This window comes from Nonomuraea jiangxiensis (assembly GCF_900099965.1).
GTDB classification, from domain to species: Bacteria; Actinomycetota; Actinomycetes; order Streptosporangiales; family Streptosporangiaceae; genus Nonomuraea; species Nonomuraea jiangxiensis.
In genome coordinates this window covers 693,036-709,227 of sequence record NZ_FNDJ01000001.1, presented here as the reverse complement: position 1 = coordinate 709,227, position 16,192 = coordinate 693,036, and the positions used below count along the sequence as shown (strand labels likewise).

Sequence of the window (16,192 nt, the reverse complement as noted above, 5' to 3'; positions counted from 1 at the left end):
GGGCCGGAAGTCCGCACCCTCCGGCCTGCGCAGTCGGCAGGTCATACGAAAGAGGTTGCATGAGCCCGCAATGATCGGGTAGGCCGGGCGCTATGTCGGTTCCGCGCTACGAGGGTTGGTTGCTGGCCGGCCGCTACCGGCTCCAGGCCGAGCTGGGCCAGGGCGGCATGGGCCGTGTCTGGCGCGGCCACGATGAGCTGCTCGACCGCCCCGTGGCCGTCAAGGAGGTCACGCTGCAGCACCGGCCGCCCTCGGAACGCGAGGCGCTGCTCGGCCGCACCATGACCGAGGCCCGGCTGGCCGCCCGGCTGTCCCACCCGCACATCGCCACCGTGTACGACGTCGTGGAGGCCGACGAACGACCGTGGATCGTGCTCCAGCTCGTCTCGGCCCCCACCCTGGCCGACGTCCTCGCCGAACGCGGGCCGCTGTCGCCCACCGCCGTGGCCGCGCTGGGCCTGCAACTACTGGACGCCCTGAAGGCCGCGCACGCCGCCGGCATCGTGCACCGCGACGTCAAGCCCGCCAACATCCTCCTGGACGCCGGCGAACGCCACGCCGTGCTGACCGACTTCGGCCTGGCCACCAGCCTGGAGCAACCGCTGGGCCTGACCCAGGAGGGCATCGTGGTCGGCACGCCCGCCTACATCGCCCCCGAACGCGCGCGCGGCGGCCCGCCGACGCCGCAGACGGACCTGTGGTCGCTGGGCGTGCTGCTGTACGCGGCGGTCGAGGGGCGCTCCCCGTTCGAGCAGGGCAGCGCCCTGGCCACGATCAGCGCCGTACTGACCGCCGACCCGGCCCCCTTCCAGCGTGCCGGACCTCTGGCCCCCCTCATCGCGGGCCTGCTGGACAAGGACCCGGCCTGCCGCACCGGCATCGCCGCCGCCCGCCGCCAGCTGCGGTGGGTCTCCCTCCCCTCCCGCGACGACATGCCGCAGACCGGCGACCTCGCCGTCTCCACGGCGGCCCGTGCGATCCACCGCCTGTCCTCCACCTGGGTGCCGGCGGCCCGCCGTGGCGCCATCGCCGGCGCGGACGCAGCCCCGCCGAAGCGCACCCGCCATCTCAGCCCCCGCTTCAGCCTCGACCGGGCGCGGCGCGCGAACGTGCGGCATGCGGCCGTGGTGGCCGCGCTGGTTCTCGGCGTGCTGGCCGCCACCTTCTGGCCGGGCGTGTCGCCCGGTCCGCCCGCGGCCGAGCCGCGACCCGGCGGCCACGATCCCGCCGCGCCCGCCACGTCCACCGCGCCCACCACGTCGACCAGGCCCACCACATCCGCCGCGCCATCGGCGACACCTGCCCTTGAGCCCGCCACGACGGCGGCGCCGTCACCCGCCGCGAAGCGGGAGTCCCGGCGGGTCACGGTCCAGCGCCGTACCGCACGCCCGGAGCCCATCGGTACGCCCGCCCCGCCCCCGGCCGGGGCCCCGGCACCGTTCGGCCAGGCCAAGAAGGCGATCGGCCGCATCCCGCCCGGGCACGGCGACGCACACCCCGGCAGGGGCAAGGCCAACGGCAAGAACCCCAAGTAGCCCGAGCCACGGCTAAGCCGTAACAGGTCCGGCCGACGCGGCATTCTCCACGCCTGCCGGGCGACGGCGCGACAGGAAAACGGGGCGCCACGAAATTACCGGGCAATTGTCGGCCCCGGGTGAATACTTCAGCCGACCGTAAATTGTTCCCCCAGTGATTCCTGCGGGCGCGTCATCAGCCCGAGGCGCGGGTTTATTGCCGCGACATAACGGACAGCCATCACTCATGTCTTGGGGGGAACGACGCAAAAGGCCGTCGCGGCCATGATGTTCGACCGGGCCGCGAGTATGTGGCGACGGCAGGGTTACGCCTCTTCACCCGACGGGGACGGGGCGGCGGACATCGATGACGCGTACCGGCACTGCGAGCAGATCATGCGCAGTCAGGCCCGCAACTTCTCGTACGGCCTGCGGCTGCTGCCCGCCCCCAAACGGCGCGCGCTGAGCGCCGTCTACGCGCTGGCCCGCCGGATCGACGACATCGCGGACGGCGACGGCCCCGCCGGGCCGCGGCTGGAACGCCTGGCCGCGGTTCCCGAACTGCTCGGCGAGAACGCTCCCGCCCGCTCCGACCTCGTCCTGGTGGCGCTGCTGGAGGCGGCCGGCCGCTACCCGATCCCGCTCGCGGCGTTCGCGGACCTCGTCGAGGGGTGCGCCGCCGACGTGCGCGGGACGACGTACGCCACGTTCGACGACCTGGTCGGCTACTGCCGGTGCGTCGCCGGCTCGATCGGGCGGCTGTCGCTGGGGGTGTTCGGCACCGACGACGTCGGGAGGGCCACGCCGCTCGCCGACGCGCTCGGCGTGGCCCTGCAGATCACCAACATCCTGCGCGACCTGCGGGAGGACCGGCTGGCCAAGCGGGTCTACCTGCCCGTCCAGGACCTCGAACGGTTCGGCTGCGCCCTGGACGTCGACGCGTACGGCCGGTTCAGCGATCCACCTGAGCGCCTGGCCCGGCTCGTCCGGTTCGAGGCGGACCGGGCACGCGACTGGTTCGCGACCGGGATGCGCCTGCTGCCCCTGCTGGACGCGCGCAGCGCCGCCTGCACGGCCACCATGGCCGGGATCTACCGCTGCCTGCTCGACCGCATCGCCGCCGATCCGGGCCGGGCGCTGGCCACCCGGATGTCGCTGACGACGCGGGAGAAGTCCATGGTCGCGGTACGTGCCCTCGTCCAGGCGCGACGCGGAAGAGGCGGATAGGGCATGGTCAGGGCGGCCCGGTGCCGGCGCTGGAGTTCCGCCTTGGGGGAAGGCCATCGCGGACGACGCCGAGCGTGGTTCCGTTGATCTTTGCGGCTCTGCTGGCGGTGCTCGCCGCGGCCTGCAACGCCGGCGCGTCTGTCCTGCAACGACGAGCGGCGCGAACGGTGCCGCCGGAGCTCGGACTGCGGCTCGGCCTGATCTGGGCACTCGTCAGGAACCGGCTGTGGCGGTGGGGCATCACGGCGCTCATCGCGGGCTTCGTCTTCCAGGCGGCGGCGCTGTCCCAGGGCGGCGTCGCCCTGGTCCAGCCGGCCCTGGTGATCGAGCTCCCGTTCACCATGATCATTCTGTCCTGGGCGTTCGGCACGGTGCTGGACCGGCGGTCGTGGCTGGCGATCGGCGTGCTCTCGGCCGGCCTGGGGATGTTCCTCGCCGCGGCGGTTCCCGGCCCGGGGCGGTGGTCGCCGGACACCACCGAATGGGTCGTCGCCGCCGTGGTGACCTCGGCCACGGTCGCCGGGCTGGTGGCGCTGGCTGCCCTGTCCAGCGGGCCCCTCCGGGCCGCCGCGCTGGGCGTGGCCGCCGGCATCGGCTTCGCCTTCACCGCCACGCTCATCAAGAAGTGCGTGACGCTCCTGGAGGACGACCCGGGTGCGCTGCCGGTGTCCTGGCCGCTCTACGCGATGGTGTTCACCGGCCTGTGCAGCGTGTTCCTGCTGCAGAACTCCCTGCACAGCGGATCCCTCGTCGTCGCCCAGCCGGCGTTGACCATCAGCGACCCCATGGCGGGCATCCTGTACGGCGCGCTGATGTACGGCGAGCCGATCCGTACCGGCCCATGGATCGTGATGGAGGCGGCCGGTGCCGGACTCCTGGTCTACGGGGTCATCGTGCTGACCAGGTCGCCGATCATCCAGACCCATACCGGGACGCCCGGGGCGCGGAGATGAGACCCGCCTCGGCCGGCATCGCGGAGAACAGCGCGGCCGCCCGGCCCGCCTGACCCTGTCCCGACCGCCCGTCCCTGAGCAGGTCCAGCGCGGCCAGCAGGGCGGACGCGGTGACGGTGTGGAGGCTCACCCCGGCCCTGGCCATCGCCCGCGCGCCGTCCCGGCCGTGGCCGCTGATGGGCCGGTGGATGACGACCGGCAGCCCGGCGGCGAAGGCCTCCTCGCAGGTCAGGCCGCAGCCGTTGTCGACCAGGGCGTACGCGGCCGCCATGAGCTCCGGCACGTCGTCGCGCCACCCGAGCCCCGGGCCCAGCCCGGCGGCCCGCAGGCGGCGCCGCAGCCCGGTGTTGTCCCCGCACAGGACGAGCGGCGTGTACCGCCCCGACCTCGCCAGGGTACGCGCGGTCGCGATGACCTCCCCGACCCCCCACGACCCACCCGACACCAGCACGAACCGCTCACCGGAATCCGAGCCCGCCGCCCCGCCAGAACCGGGCACTCCCCCGGCGCCGGCCGCTGCCCCCGAACCGGCCATTCCCCCTGAGAAGGCCCCCGCCCGGGCGAACTCCGGGCGCACGACAGGAGCGCAGTGCAGCGCCGGCCGGCCGGTCCTGGCGGCGATCTCCCCGATGACGCCGGGGTTCGGGCACAGGTACAGGTCGTTGCCGCGGTGCAGCCACAACCGGTGCACCGCGAAGTCCGTGACCAGCACCGTACTCGGGCAGGGCAGCCCGCCGCGCTCGCGCAGCCGCCCCGTGAGCTGCGCCGCCAGGTGGAAGGTCGAGACGACCTCGTCAGGGGCACGGGCGGCGACGAGCCGGCGCAGCCGGGGGGCGGCGAGCGCCGTCAGCGGCGAGGTGCCGCCGGCCCGTTTGCCGACGAAGAAGACCTGGTAGATGACGTCGTAGAGCCAGGGAGCGTGCAGGATCATCCAGCGATACCCGCGCCGCAGCGCCGGTCCCAGGCGGAGCGGGAGCATCCGGAGGACATCCATGATCTCTGTATCGGCACCCTCGGCGGCGAGCCGGGCGGCCAGCTCGGTGGCGACCCCGTCGTGGCCGCTGCCCATCGACGCGCTCAGGATGAGGACGCGCCGCCGTACCGTCTCATCCCCCACGCTCGGCCGCCTCGCGCTGCCGCTCGGGCTCGCCTGCCTCGCCCTGCTGCACGTGGGTCCCGCCGCCACCTGGCTGCCCTCGGTCCGGCGCCGGGTGCCCGCCCTCGCCGGCGCCGGCGACCCCCGCCATGTGGCGCTCACCTTCGACGACGGCCCCCATCCCGACTCCACCCCGCGCTTCCTGGACGAGCTGGGGCGGCTCGGCTGCCACGCGACCTTCTTCGTCCTCGGTGAGCTGCTGGAGCGCCACCAGCCCCTCGGCCGCCGCATCGTGGCCGAGGGTCACGAACTCGCGGTGCACGGCTGGCGGCACGGCAACGCGCTGATCGCCCCGCCGGGGCAGGTGGCGGCGGAGCTCGGCCGGGCCGCCGACCTGGTGAGCGCGGTCGCCGGGACTCCCGCCGTCTGGTATCGCCCGCCCTACGGGGTGCTCAGCCTGGAAGCGCTGCTCGCCGCCCGCCTGCGGGGGCTCCACCCCGTGTTGTGGACCGTCTGGGGCCGCGACTGGGAGGCGGCGGCCACGCCCGGCTCGGTGCTGGCCACCGTGGCGGGTGGGCTGCGCGGTGGGGCGACCGTACTGCTCCATGACTCCGACCACGCCTCCGTCCCTGGTTCCTGGAGATCGGCGCTCGGCGCCCTCCCCGCGCTCGTGGACCGCTGCCGGCTCATGGGCCTGAGCGTGGGCCCGCTGCGCGACCACGGTGTCCGGGCGGCCGCCTCCAATCACTTCACGAGCGCGTATTCCATTACGGGCAGTCCCCCTTTCCGTGGTCATTCAAACGCGGCCTTCCCGACGCCGCGGTGAAGTAAATTAAATGCCAATCGCCGGGCAACGTAATATAGAACCAATGCCGCCATGTTTGCGCTGTCCGGCGGCGGATAATTCCATGTCGTGCGGTCGAAACGATGCCATTCAGGGGAGTTGGCGGAAAAGGCGCGCCGGGAGAACTTCCCGGTGGCCTCCCGGCTGCTGCCCCGCCGGCACCGCGACCACCTCATGGCCGTCTACGGCTTCGCCCGCTCGATCGACGACCTGGGCGACGACGCGCACCCCGACGACCGGCTCAAGCTGCTGGACGAGGCCGAGGCCGACCTGATCCGGCTCTACCAGGGCCACCCGCCCCGGCTCGGGCCGATCTCGGCGCTGGCCCGCACCGTCCGGGAGTGCTCGATCCCCGCCGACCCGTTCCACCGCCTCATCGACGCCAACCGGCGTGACCAGACGGTCACCCGCTACGAGACGTTCGACGAGCTCCTCGGCTACTGCGAGCTTTCCGCCAATCCGGTCGGCCACCTCGTCCTCCACGTGTTCGGGGAGGTCAGCGGCCCGCGGATGGCCCTGTCCGACAAGGTGTGCTCGGCGCTGCAGGTCATCGAGCACTGCCAGGACGTCGGCGAGGACTACCGGCGCGGCCGCGTCTACCTGCCGGGAGAGGACCTGCGCCGGGCGGGCTGCCCGATCGGCGAGCTCGCGGCGGCGACCACGTCACCGCGGTTGCGCGACGTGGTGGCCGCGCAGACGGCACGGGCCGGGGCGATGCTGGCCGAGGGGGAGGCGATCGTCGCCTCGCTGTCCGGCTTCGCCCGCACGGCGGTCGCGGGTTACGTCGCGGGCGGCCACGCGACCCTGGCCGCGCTCGAAGCCGCCGGTCACGACGTTCTGGGCCGGACCGTCCGGCCCCGCCGCGCACGCCTGATCGGGGCGTGGGCGCGGGTCCTCATGACCATGAGGCCGCCCGGTGCGGACATGCGACGACTGCCGTCCGCGTGAGAGGGCGGCCCGCGCCGCGAACCGGCGCCGACGACACCCTCCCCGGGAGACCTGTGACGACGATCGCGCCGGTGGCCGTGGTCGGCGGCGGACTGGCCGGCATCACCGCCGCCCTGGCGCTCGCCGAGGGCGGCTATCCCGTGACCCTGTACGAGGCCCGCCCGCGGCTGGGCGGCGCCACCTACTCCTTCCAGCGCGGCGGGCTGACGGTGGACAACGGCCAGCACGTCTTCCTGCGTTGCTGCACGGCGTACCGGGGGCTGCTGGAACGGCTCGGCGGCACCGCGCGGGTCGGCCTGCAGAGCCGGTTCGACGTGCGGGTGCTGGGCACGGCGGGCCGGTCGGGACGGCTGCGCCGCACCGCGCTGCCCGGCCCGCTCCACTTCGTGCCCGCGCTCGCGGGCTACCGCCTGCTCGGGCCGGGCGACCGGCTCCAGGCCCTGCGCGGCTCGCTCGCGCTGAGCAGGCTCGATCCGGCGGATCCGGCACTCGACACGATGACGTTCGGGAGCTGGCTCGCGGCCCACGGCCAGCGGGACCCGGTCCGGGAGGCGCTCTGGGACCTGCTCGCGGTCGCGGCCCTGAACACCGGCGTCGACGAGGCCGCGCTCGGCCCGGCGGTGAAGGTGTTCAAGACGGCCCTGCTCGGCCGGACGGACGCCGCCGACCTGGGCATCCCGCTGGTCCCGCTGGGCGAGCTGCACGACACCGCAGCCAGGGCCGCCATCGCGCGGCGCGGCGGCACCGTGCGCCTGGCGGCGAAGGTCACGGCCATCGAGCCGGGCCCGGCCGTCGTCGTGGACGGCGTCAGGACGCGGGCGTCGGCCGTGGTCGTGGCCACGCGCCACGAGCAGGCCGCGAAGCTGGTCCCGCCGGGGGCGGCGCCCGGCAGGGACGGATGGAGCGCCCTGGACGCGAGCCCCATCATCAACGTCCACGTGGTCTACGACCGGCCGGTCATGCGGATGCCGTTCGTCGCGGTCACCGGCTCGCCCGTGCAGTGGGTGTTCGACAAGACCCGCGTCGCCGGACTCGGCGAGGGACAGTACCTGGCGGTGTCGGTGTCGGTCGCGGACACGTGGATCGACCGGCCGACCGCGGACATCCGCAAGGTCTTCGCCCCGGCCCTGCGCTCGGTGTTCCCGGCCGCGCACGAGGCCAGGATGACCGACTTCTTCGTTACCAGGGAGCGGCGCGCGACGTTCCGCCAGGGCCCCGGCAGCGGCGCGCTCCGCCCGCAGGGCACCACCCGATGGCCCGGCCTCTATCTGGCCGGCGCCTGGACCGACACCGGCTGGCCCGACACCATGGAGGGCGCCGTACGCAGCGGACTCCACGCGGCCAGCCTGGTCAGACACCACATGCGACACCAGGAGAGCGTGTCATGACCCTGACCCTGCCACCGGCGGAGGCCGCCCGCGAGCTCGTCGAGCCGGTGCTGCGCGCGGCCGTCGACCGCCTCGACCCGCACGCCGCACGCGTCGCCCGCTATCACTTCGGCTGGACCGACGGCGACGGCCGGCCCCGCGCCGCCGGCGGCAAGGCCCTGCGGCCCACGCTCGCGGTGCTGTCGGCCCGGGCCGCGGGAGCCGGCGCCGAGCGGTGCCTGCCCGCCGCCGCCGCGGTGGAGCTCGTGCACGCCTTCTCCCTCCTGCACGACGACGTCATGGACGACGACCCGGTACGCCGGCACCGCCCGGCCGCCTGGACGGTCTTCGGCCGCTCCCAGGCGATCCTCTGCGGCAACGCGCTGCTCGTCCTGGCCGGGGAGCTCCTGCTGGAGCAGAAAACCCCCGGCTACGCGGCGGCGGCCCGCATGCTCAATCACGCCACGCTCTCGCTCATGGCGGGCCAGGCCCTCGACCTGGAGTTCCAGGACCGTGACGACGTGACGAGGGACGAGTGCCTGCTGATGTCGCGGCACAAGACCGCCGCGCTGCTCGCCTGCGCCTGCTCGATCGGCGTCACCGCGGTGGAGGGCAGCGGCTCGCTGGCCGGCTCGCTGTTCGAGTTCGGCACCGAGGCCGGTCTGGCGTTCCAGCTGGCCGACGACCTGCTCGGCATCTGGGGCGAACCCGAGGTGACGGGCAAGCCGGTCCTGTCGGACCTGCGGACCCGCAAGAAGAGCCTGCCCGTGGTCGCCGCGCTCACCGGCGGTACGGAGTCCGGGGAGCGCCTCGCCGAGCTGCTGGCCAGGCCGGGGCAGCTGGCGGAGGCCGACCTGCACGAGGCCGCCCGGATGGTGGAGCAGGCGGGCGGCCGGGCGTGGGCCGAGCTGGAGGCCGAGCGGCGCCTCGACGCCGCGGCCCGGCGGCTCGACGAGGCGGACCTGCCGGCGGACGTACGCGCCGAGTTCCTGCAGATCGCCCGATTCATCACAGCCAGGGATCACTGACATGACCACCCTCGAAACGACTCAGAGCGGGCTCGCCACCGCCGAGCACGCCCTAAAGGCCGCCTGCGACCACCTGATCGGCCTGCGGTCGCCGGAGGGCTGGTGGAAGGGCGAGCTGCAGACCAACGTGACCATGGACGCGGAGGACCTGCTGTTGCGGCAGTTCCTCGGCATCCGCACCGAGCAGGACACCGCGGAGGCCGCCCGGTGGATCCGCTCCGAGCAGCGGGCCGACGGCACGTGGGCCAACTTCCACGAAGGACCCGCGGACCTGTCCACCACGATCGAGGCGTACGCCGCGCTGCGGCTCGCCGGCGATCCGCCGGAGGCCGAGCACATGCGGGCCGCGGCCGGGCAGGTCAGGGCCATGGGCGGCATCGAGGCTAGCCGGGTGTTCACCCGGATCTGGCTGGCCCTGTTCGGGGAGTGGTCGTGGCGGGACCTGCCGGTCGTGCCTCCCGAGCTGATGTTCCTGCCGCGGTGGTTCCCGCTCAACATCTACGACTGGGGCTGCTGGGCCAGGCAGACGATCGTGCCCATGACCGTCGTGATGGCGCACCGGCCGGTGCGCGGGCTCCCGTTCGAGCTGCCCGAGCTGCGTACCGGACGGGCGCCCCGCCGGGCGGCGCGCGGGGGCTGGGAGACGGTGTTCCAAGCGCTGGACAAGGTGCTGCACCGGTATGAGCGGCATCCGTCGCCGGTCCTGCGGCGGACCGCGCTGCGGCGCGCCGTCGGCTGGGTCGTCGCACGCCAGGAGGCCGACGGGTCCTGGGGCGGCATCCAGCCTCCGTGGGTGTACTCCATCCTCGCGCTTCACCTGTCCGGCTACGACCTGGACCATCCGGTGATGCGCCGGGCGATCGGCGGGCTCGACCGGTTCACCATCCGCGACGAGCGGGGGCGCCGGTTGGAGGCGTGCCAGTCGCCCGTCTGGGACACGGCGCTGGCGATCAACGCGCTGCTCGACGCGGGCACTCCCGCCGACCATCCGGCCGTCACCGCGGCCGCCGACTGGCTGCTCCGCGAGGAGGTCACGACGGCGGGCGACTGGGCCGTACGCAGGCCCGGCCTGGCGCCCGGCGGCTGGGCGTTCGAGTTCGACAACGACGGCTACCCCGACACCGACGACACCTCGGAGGTGGTGCTGGCGCTGCGCCGGCTGGACCGCCCCGGGGCGCGGCCGGCGATCGAGCGCGGGGTCCGCTGGATGGCCGGCATGGCCAGTGCCGACGGCGGCTTCGGGGCGTTCGACGCCGACAACGACCGCACGCTCTGCACCAGGCTGCCGTTCTGCGACTTCGGCGCGGTGATCGACCCGCCGTCCGCCGACGTCACCGCGCACGTCGTCGAGGCGCTGGCCAAGGAGCGGCCCGGCTCGCCCGTCCTGCGCAGGGGGGTGGTCTGGCTGCTCAAGGCGCAGGAGGAGGACGGGTCGTGGTTCGGCCGCTGGGGAGCGAACCACGTCTACGGCACCGGCGCCGCCGTGCCCGCGCTCGTCGCCGCCGGCGTCCGTCCCGGACACTCCTCGGTACGTCGCGCCGTCTCCTGGCTGGAACGGCACCAGAACGACGACGGCGGCTGGGGCGAGGACCTGCGCTCCTACCGCGACCCGGCCTGGATCGGCCGCGGCGCCTCGACCGCCTCGCAGACCGCCTGGGCGCTACTGGCCCTGCTCGCCGCCGGTGAGCGCTCCCCGGCGGTGGACAAGGGGGTGCGCTGGCTGGTGGAGCGGCAGCGGCCGGACGGCACCTGGGACGAACCGTACTTCACCGGCACGGGCTTCCCCGGCGACTTCTACCTCAACTACCACCTCTACCGGCTCGTCTTCCCGATCAGCGCCCTCGGGCGTTACCTGCGCCGCGACGCGGCAGGTCAGGAATCCTCGTGACGGGGCTGCTGATCTGCGCCGCGCTCGGGATCGAGGCCCGCGCGGTCAGCCGCGGCCTGCCTGCCGGCCTGTCCGGGACCAGGGTGGTCGTCACCGGGGTCGGCCCACGGCGGGCGGCCAGGGCGGCCGTCGGCCTGGGCGGGCAAGAGGCGGTGGCCGTGGTCGGCTTCGGCGGCGCCGTCGACCGGAGCCTGCGGCCCGGCGACGTCCTGGTGGCGAGCGAGGTCCGGTTCGCCGGGCGTGTGCATCCGTGTCCTTCCGCTCCTCTCCTCGCGGGAGAGCTGGCCAGGGCCGGGCTGCCCGTCCGGATCGGGCCGCTGGTCACCGCCGATCACCTGGTCGGCGGCGCGGAGCGGCACCGCCTCGCGGCGACCGGCGCGTACGCCGTGGACATGGAGACCGGGCCGCTGGCCCGCGCCACCGTGGGCAGGCCGCTGGCCGCCGTGCGGGTCATCGTCGACACGCCCGCGGCGCCGCTGTTGAGCCCGGGCACGCTCGCCCGGGGCGTCGCCGCCCGCCGCACGCTCGGCGCCGTCGGCCCCGTCCTGGCGCGCTGGGCTGCGGCCACCGGGCCGCGGATCGTGCTGCTGGCCGAGCCGCGCTCGTTCTGCGCGGGGGTGGAGCGCGCCATCGAGATCGTCGAGGTGGCGCTGGAGCGGTACGGCCCGCCCGTCTACGTACGCAAGCAGATCGTGCACAACCTGCACGTGGTGGCGGACCTGAGCCGGCGCGGCGCGGTGTTCGTGGACGAGCTCGACGAGGTGCCGGCCGGGGCGGTGACCGTCTTCTCCGCGCACGGGGTGTCCCCGGAGGTCCGGGACGCGGCCGACCGCCGCGGGCTGCGGGTGATCGACGCGACCTGCCCGCTGGTGTCCAAGGTGCACGCGGAGGCGCGCCGGTTCGCCGCCGAGGGACGCCTGGTGGCCCTCATCGGGCACGCCGGCCACGAGGAGGCCGAGGGCACGCTGGGCGAGACCGGCGGGGCGGGCGTGCTGGTGCAGACGGTGGACGACGTGGCGGCCCTGCCGGGCGACCGGCCGGTGGCCTACCTCATGCAGACGACGCTCGCCGAGGACGAGGCGGCGGAGATCGCCGCCGCGATCCGCGGCCGCTTCCCCGACGCCCGGGGGCCGAAGCGGAACGACATCTGCTATGCGACGACCAACCGCCAGGCTTCCGTCCGCGCGATCGCCGCGGAGTCCGACGTCGTCCTCATCGTGGGCTCGGCCAACTCCTCCAACTCGCTGCGCCTGGTGGAGGTCGCCCGCCACCACACCCCGGCCCACCTGGTGGACGACCAGGGCGGAATCGCCCTCGACTGGCTCGCCGGCGCCCGTACGGTCGGGCTCAGCGCCGGCGCCTCCGCCCCGCCCTCGCTCGTGGACGACATCGTGTCGGCCCTGCGCGGGCTCGGCCCGGTGGCCGTCGAGGAGCGGGTGATCGCCCGAGAGACCGTGCAGTTCTCGCTACCGAAGGAGGCGTTGTCATGACGATCCCGATACGGCAGGTCCTGCGCGTCGGCGGTTACATCCTCGGCCAGCGGCTGCGGGGGCGTACCAAGTTCCCGCTGCTGGTGGAGCTGGAGCCGCTGTTCGCGTGCAACCTGAAATGCGCCGGCTGCGGCAAGATCCAGCATCCCGCCGAGGTGCTGAAGCGGCGCATGCCGGTGGAGCAGGCCGTGGCCGCCATACAGGAGTGCGGCGCCCCGATGGTGTCCATCGCCGGCGGCGAGCCGCTCATGCACCCGCAGATCGGCGAGCTGGTCCACCGGCTCGTCGAGATGAAGAAGTACGTGTTCCTGTGCACGAACGCGCTGCTCATCCCCAAGAAGATCGACGAGTTCGAACCCTCGCGCTACTTCGCCTGGACCGTGCACATCGACGGCGTGCGCGAGCGGCACGACGCCTCGGTGTGCAAGGAGGGCGTCTTCGACGAGGCGGTCGCCGCCGTGCGCGAGTGCCAGCGGCGCGGCTTCCGGGTCACCACCAACACGACGTTCTTCTCCTCGGACAGCCCGCGAACCGTCATCGAGGTGCTCGACTACCTCAATGACGAGCTCGCGGTCGACCAGATGATGGTCTCTCCCGCGTACGCGTACGAGAAGGCGCCCGTCCAGGACCGGTTCATGGGCGTACGGGAGACCCGCGCGCTGTTCCGCGAGGCGTTCGCCGGCGGGCGGCGGCGGCGCTGGCGGTTCAACCACTCGCCGCTGTTCCTGGACTTCCTGGAGGGCCGGATCGAGCTTCCGTGCACCGCCTGGGCCATCCCGTCGTACTCGCTGTTCGGCTGGCAGCGGCCGTGTTACCTGATGGCCGACGGGTACGCGCAGACCTACCGCGAGCTGATCGAGGACACCGACTGGTCGGCCTACGGCCGGGGCCGCGATCCCCGGTGCGACAACTGCATGGCGCACTGCGGATACGAGCCGACCGCCGTCCTGGCCACGGTCGGGTCCCTGCGGCAGTCACTGCGCGCCATCAGGAACGGCTGACCCGCTCACCCGTCGGCGGCCGGCCCCGGCATGCCTCCGAAACGCCGGGCGAGCGCGCGGAACGCGCCGGGCGCCGCTCCGCGCAGCCTGGCCGGCACCCGTAGCCAGCCCGGCACGAACGACTCCGGCCGGCCGTCCCTGATCGCCGCCAGGATCGCCCGCGCCACCCGCTCCGGCGCGACCGGCGCCGGCCAGGCCCGCGTGTACGGGGTGCCGCGCCGGACGAAGAAGGGGGTGTCCACCACCCCGGGCAGCAGCACGGACACGCCGACGCCGGGCACGTGGTGCAACTCGTGGCGCAGGCCCTCGGCGAAGGCCAGCAGCCCCGCCTTGGTGGCCGAGTAGACGGCCTCCTGGGCCACGCCCACCGCCCCGGCGATGGAGGCCACGAACACGAGGTGCCCGCGGCCCGCCGCCACCATCCCGGGCAGCAGCAGCCGGGTGAGCGCGATCGGCGCGGCGAGGTTGACCGCCAGCAGCCGCTCGACGTCACCGGCCGGCATCCGCACGAACGGCCCCGCCCACCCCACGCCGGCGTTGTTCACCAGCACGTCGACGGGCCCGGCCCGGGCGACCAGCTCCTCGGCCTGGGTGGCGACGTCGTAGGCCAGCACGTCACCGCCGGTGGCCGCGGCGACGGCCGCCAGCCGGGCGCGATCGCGCCCGGCCAGCGTCAGCCGCGCGCCGGTGCCGGCCAGCGCCCGCGCGGTGGCCGCCCCGATGCCGGAGGAGGCCCCGGTGACCAGGACGTGCGCGCCGGCGAGCCTCATGGCCGCCCGCCGCAGGGCGCCGGTTCGTGTGCGGGCATCGCTCACCTGCTCCCTGTCACGACGTATCAGTCGGGTGCTTTCCCCTCCCGTCCCATGGCAACCGGCCGAACGACCCAAATACCGCGGACTCTATGCCTCGTCCCCGCGGGACCTGTCCGGGTCCGCCGCTCCCCCCAGGTGCCGGGCGAGGAAGCGGTCGACCGCGCGGTACATGTCGATGTTGTTCTCCGGATTCACGAAGCCGTGGCCCTCGTCCTCCTTGACCATGTACTCGACCTCGACCCCGCGGGCGCGCAGCGCGTCGACGATCTGGTCGGACTCGGCCTTGACGACGCGGGGATCGTTGGCGCCCTGGATCACCATCAGCGGTGTGCGGATGTCGTCGACGCGGCTGAGGGGCGAGCGGGCCCACAGGTCCGCCTCCTGCTCCGGGTCGTCGGGGTTTCCGGCGTACAGGTACCAGTTGTTGACCAGGTAGGGCTTGACGAACTCCGGTGCGGTGCGCAGGTAGGTGACGAGGTTGGAGGGGCCGCAGAAGTCGATCGCCGCGGCGAAGACGTGGGGGGTGAAGGCGACGCCGACCAGGGTGGCGTAACCGCCGTACGAGCCGCCGAAGATCGCGACGCGGTCCGGGTCCGCGTAGTCCTGCTTGACGGCCCAGTCCACGGCGTCGATGAGGTCGTCGTGCATCTTCCCGGCCAGCTCCCCGATGCCGGCCTTGAGGAACGCCTTGCCGTAGCCGGTCGAGCCGCGGAAGTTGACCTGGAGCACCGCGTACCCACGGTTGGCGAGGAACTGGGCGCTGGGATCGAAACCCCAGCCGTCCCGGTGCCAGGGGCCGCCGTGGACGAGCAGCACCAGCGGCAGCCGCGTGGGTTCCACTCCCACGGGCAGCGTCAGGTAGGAGGGCAGCCGCAGTCCGTCCCGGGCGGGGATCGTGACCGGTGTCATGGGGGCGAGCACATCGGGGTCCAGGTCCGGGTAGGGCCGGAAGAGCATCCGGCTCTGCCGGGTGGTGTGGTCGTAGAAGTAGGTGACGCCGGGGTCGCGGTCGTGGTTGAAGCTGACGATCCAGCGCTGACCGCTCGTGTCGGACGAGAGTGCCAGCAGGTCGCCGTCGGACAGTTTTTCGAGGTTCTCGAGGACCGCGGCGAAACGCGGGTCCAGCGGCCGGATCACCTGCCGCTCGCCAAGGTAGCGCACCCCGATCAGCTCTCCCGTGCCCCGGTCGAGGATGAGCGGCGAGGGCAGTGTGGGGAAGACGGCGGAACGCGGGTCGAGGTCGTACAGCGGGTGGCTGTCGACCTCGGACTCCTCGCCGGTGGCCAGGTCGAGCCGCACGACGCGGGTCCGTTCGCTGTTGCGGTTGGAGCCGATCCACGCGCCGGTGCCGTCCGGGGTGAGCTGGAACGGCTGGATGTCCAGCGGGTAGTCGGAGCCGTCGAAGGTGATGACCGGACGCAGTTGCCCCGTGCCGGGGTCCCACCGCGACAGCTCGATGTCGCCGTCGGCCGTCAGGCCGTGGGCGTACAGGTCGCCGTCGCGCGTGTGCAGCAGACCGCCGACCTGACCGGGGTTCTGTGCCAGCATCGTCAGCTCACCCGTGGCGATGTCGAGTTCGTAGAGGTCGAACTCGACGGGGTTGCGGTGGTTCAGATGCAGGGTCGCTTTGCCCGGCCGGGTGACGCTCATCTCGAAGCCCACGGCCCTGGCCCCGGGGAAGGGGGTGAGGTCGACGGCTTCGGCGTCCGGGTCGTCCAGGTCGACCCGGAAGACGTGCCAGTTCTCGTCGCCGGCCCCGTCCTGCTCGTACAGCAGCCAGCGCGGGTCGTCGCTCCAGTGGTAGCGGAGCACACTGCGGTCGTGGTCGGCGGTGACGCAGCGCGCCTCCCCGTCCGAATCGACGCTCTCCACCCATACGTTGAGGCGCTCCCGCCAGGGAGCCAGGTAGGCGATGGTGGAGCCGTCGGGTGAGATCGACGCGCCGGCACGAAGGGGCGCGCCGAAGAGATCTTCAACGGCGAGGCGCGGAACCTCGCGCGCCTTGTCGGGCATGGGCATAACGG

General features: G+C 73.7%; 13 protein-coding genes. 10 read left to right on the top strand and 3 right to left on the bottom strand.

Features of this window, described 5'->3' with window-relative positions:
• Positions 1 to 92 precede the first annotated feature (92 nt).
• The 3 genes from BLS95_RS02960 (at position 93) to BLS95_RS02950 (ending at position 3,694) form a co-directional block, all read left to right on the top strand.
• Entirely contained in the window at positions 93 to 1,535 is a 1,443-nt protein-coding gene (locus BLS95_RS02960) for a serine/threonine-protein kinase (protein ID WP_090928862.1), read from the top strand.
• A 264-nt stretch (positions 1,536 to 1,799) separates the two neighbouring features.
• Entirely contained in the window at positions 1,800 to 2,741 is a 942-nt protein-coding gene (locus BLS95_RS02955; RefSeq protein WP_245764785.1) for a phytoene/squalene synthase family protein, read from the top strand.
• Positions 2,742 to 2,824: 83 nt separating this feature from the next.
• Complete coding sequence (locus BLS95_RS02950) at positions 2,825 to 3,694, top strand: DMT family transporter (protein ID WP_143043562.1); 870 nt, start codon at positions 2,825 to 2,827, stop codon at positions 3,692 to 3,694.
• Here BLS95_RS02950 and BLS95_RS02945 read toward each other — a convergent pair.
• Positions 3,654 to 4,811, bottom strand: a complete 1,158-nt coding sequence (locus tag BLS95_RS02945; RefSeq protein WP_245764784.1) for an MGDG synthase family glycosyltransferase — start codon at positions 4,809 to 4,811, stop codon at positions 3,654 to 3,656. The genes BLS95_RS02950 and BLS95_RS02945 overlap by 41 nt on opposite strands.
• Between BLS95_RS02945 and BLS95_RS02940 the strand changes: the two genes are divergently transcribed.
• The 7 genes from BLS95_RS02940 (at position 4,777) to hpnH (ending at position 13,356) form a co-directional block, all read left to right on the top strand.
• Positions 4,777 to 5,616 (top strand): polysaccharide deacetylase family protein, encoded by an 840-nt coding sequence (locus BLS95_RS02940; RefSeq protein ID WP_090928849.1) that lies wholly within the window; start codon positions 4,777 to 4,779, stop codon positions 5,614 to 5,616. The two genes, BLS95_RS02945 and BLS95_RS02940, sit on opposite strands and share 35 nt — an antisense overlap.
• A gap of 117 nt (positions 5,617 to 5,733) precedes the next feature.
• Entirely contained in the window at positions 5,734 to 6,582 is an 849-nt protein-coding gene (gene hpnC, locus BLS95_RS02935; protein ID WP_090928846.1) for a squalene synthase HpnC, read from the top strand.
• A gap of 53 nt (positions 6,583 to 6,635) precedes the next feature.
• Positions 6,636 to 7,970, top strand: coding sequence for a hydroxysqualene dehydroxylase HpnE (gene hpnE, locus BLS95_RS02930; protein WP_218135559.1), 1,335 nt, complete (start codon positions 6,636 to 6,638; stop codon positions 7,968 to 7,970).
• Positions 7,967 to 8,977, top strand: a complete 1,011-nt coding sequence (locus BLS95_RS02925) for a polyprenyl synthetase family protein (protein ID WP_090928840.1) — start codon at positions 7,967 to 7,969, stop codon at positions 8,975 to 8,977. Before hpnE ends, BLS95_RS02925 begins: the two co-directional genes overlap by 4 nt.
• Position 8,978: 1 nt before the next feature.
• Positions 8,979 to 10,865 (top strand): squalene--hopene cyclase, encoded by a 1,887-nt coding sequence (gene shc, locus BLS95_RS02920; protein WP_090928837.1) that lies wholly within the window; start codon positions 8,979 to 8,981, stop codon positions 10,863 to 10,865.
• Positions 10,862 to 12,355 (top strand): 4-hydroxy-3-methylbut-2-enyl diphosphate reductase, encoded by a 1,494-nt coding sequence (ispH, locus tag BLS95_RS02915; protein ID WP_245764783.1) that lies wholly within the window; start codon positions 10,862 to 10,864, stop codon positions 12,353 to 12,355. The genes shc and ispH overlap by 4 nt, the downstream gene beginning before the upstream one ends.
• Complete coding sequence (gene hpnH / locus BLS95_RS02910) at positions 12,352 to 13,356, top strand: adenosyl-hopene transferase HpnH (RefSeq protein WP_090928830.1); 1,005 nt, start codon at positions 12,352 to 12,354, stop codon at positions 13,354 to 13,356. Before ispH ends, hpnH begins: the two co-directional genes overlap by 4 nt.
• A 5-nt stretch (positions 13,357 to 13,361) precedes the next feature.
• Here hpnH and BLS95_RS02905 read toward each other — a convergent pair whose 3' ends face one another.
• On the bottom strand, positions 13,362 to 14,171 hold the full coding sequence (locus BLS95_RS02905) for an SDR family NAD(P)-dependent oxidoreductase (RefSeq protein ID WP_245764782.1): 810 nt from the start codon (positions 14,169 to 14,171) through the stop codon (positions 13,362 to 13,364).
• A gap of 84 nt (positions 14,172 to 14,255) precedes the next feature.
• Positions 14,256 to 16,187 (bottom strand): alpha/beta hydrolase family protein, encoded by a 1,932-nt coding sequence (locus tag BLS95_RS02900; RefSeq protein ID WP_245764781.1) that lies wholly within the window; start codon positions 16,185 to 16,187, stop codon positions 14,256 to 14,258.
• Between the last annotated feature and the right edge of the window lie 5 nt (positions 16,188 to 16,192).

What these genes read in the sequence shown, in the direction of transcription:
- BLS95_RS02940 (WP_090928849.1), top strand. Translation starts at nt 4,777, where the DNA reads ATGAGGACGCGCCGCCGTACCGTCTCATCCCCCACGCTCGGCCGCCTC.
- hpnH (WP_090928830.1), top strand. Translation starts at nt 12,352, where the DNA reads ATGACGATCCCGATACGGCAGGTCCTGCGCGTCGGCGGTTACATCCTC.
- BLS95_RS02925 (WP_090928840.1), top strand. Translation starts at nt 7,967, where the DNA reads ATGACCCTGACCCTGCCACCGGCGGAGGCCGCCCGCGAGCTCGTCGAG.
- shc (WP_090928837.1), top strand. Translation starts at nt 8,979, where the DNA reads ATGACCACCCTCGAAACGACTCAGAGCGGGCTCGCCACCGCCGAGCAC.
- BLS95_RS02900 (WP_245764781.1), bottom strand. Translation starts at nt 16,187, where the DNA reads ATGCCCATGCCCGACAAGGCGCGCGAGGTTCCGCGCCTCGCCGTTGAA.
- BLS95_RS02955 (WP_245764785.1), top strand. Translation starts at nt 1,800, where the DNA reads ATGATGTTCGACCGGGCCGCGAGTATGTGGCGACGGCAGGGTTACGCC.
- BLS95_RS02960 (WP_090928862.1), top strand. Translation starts at nt 93, where the DNA reads ATGTCGGTTCCGCGCTACGAGGGTTGGTTGCTGGCCGGCCGCTACCGG.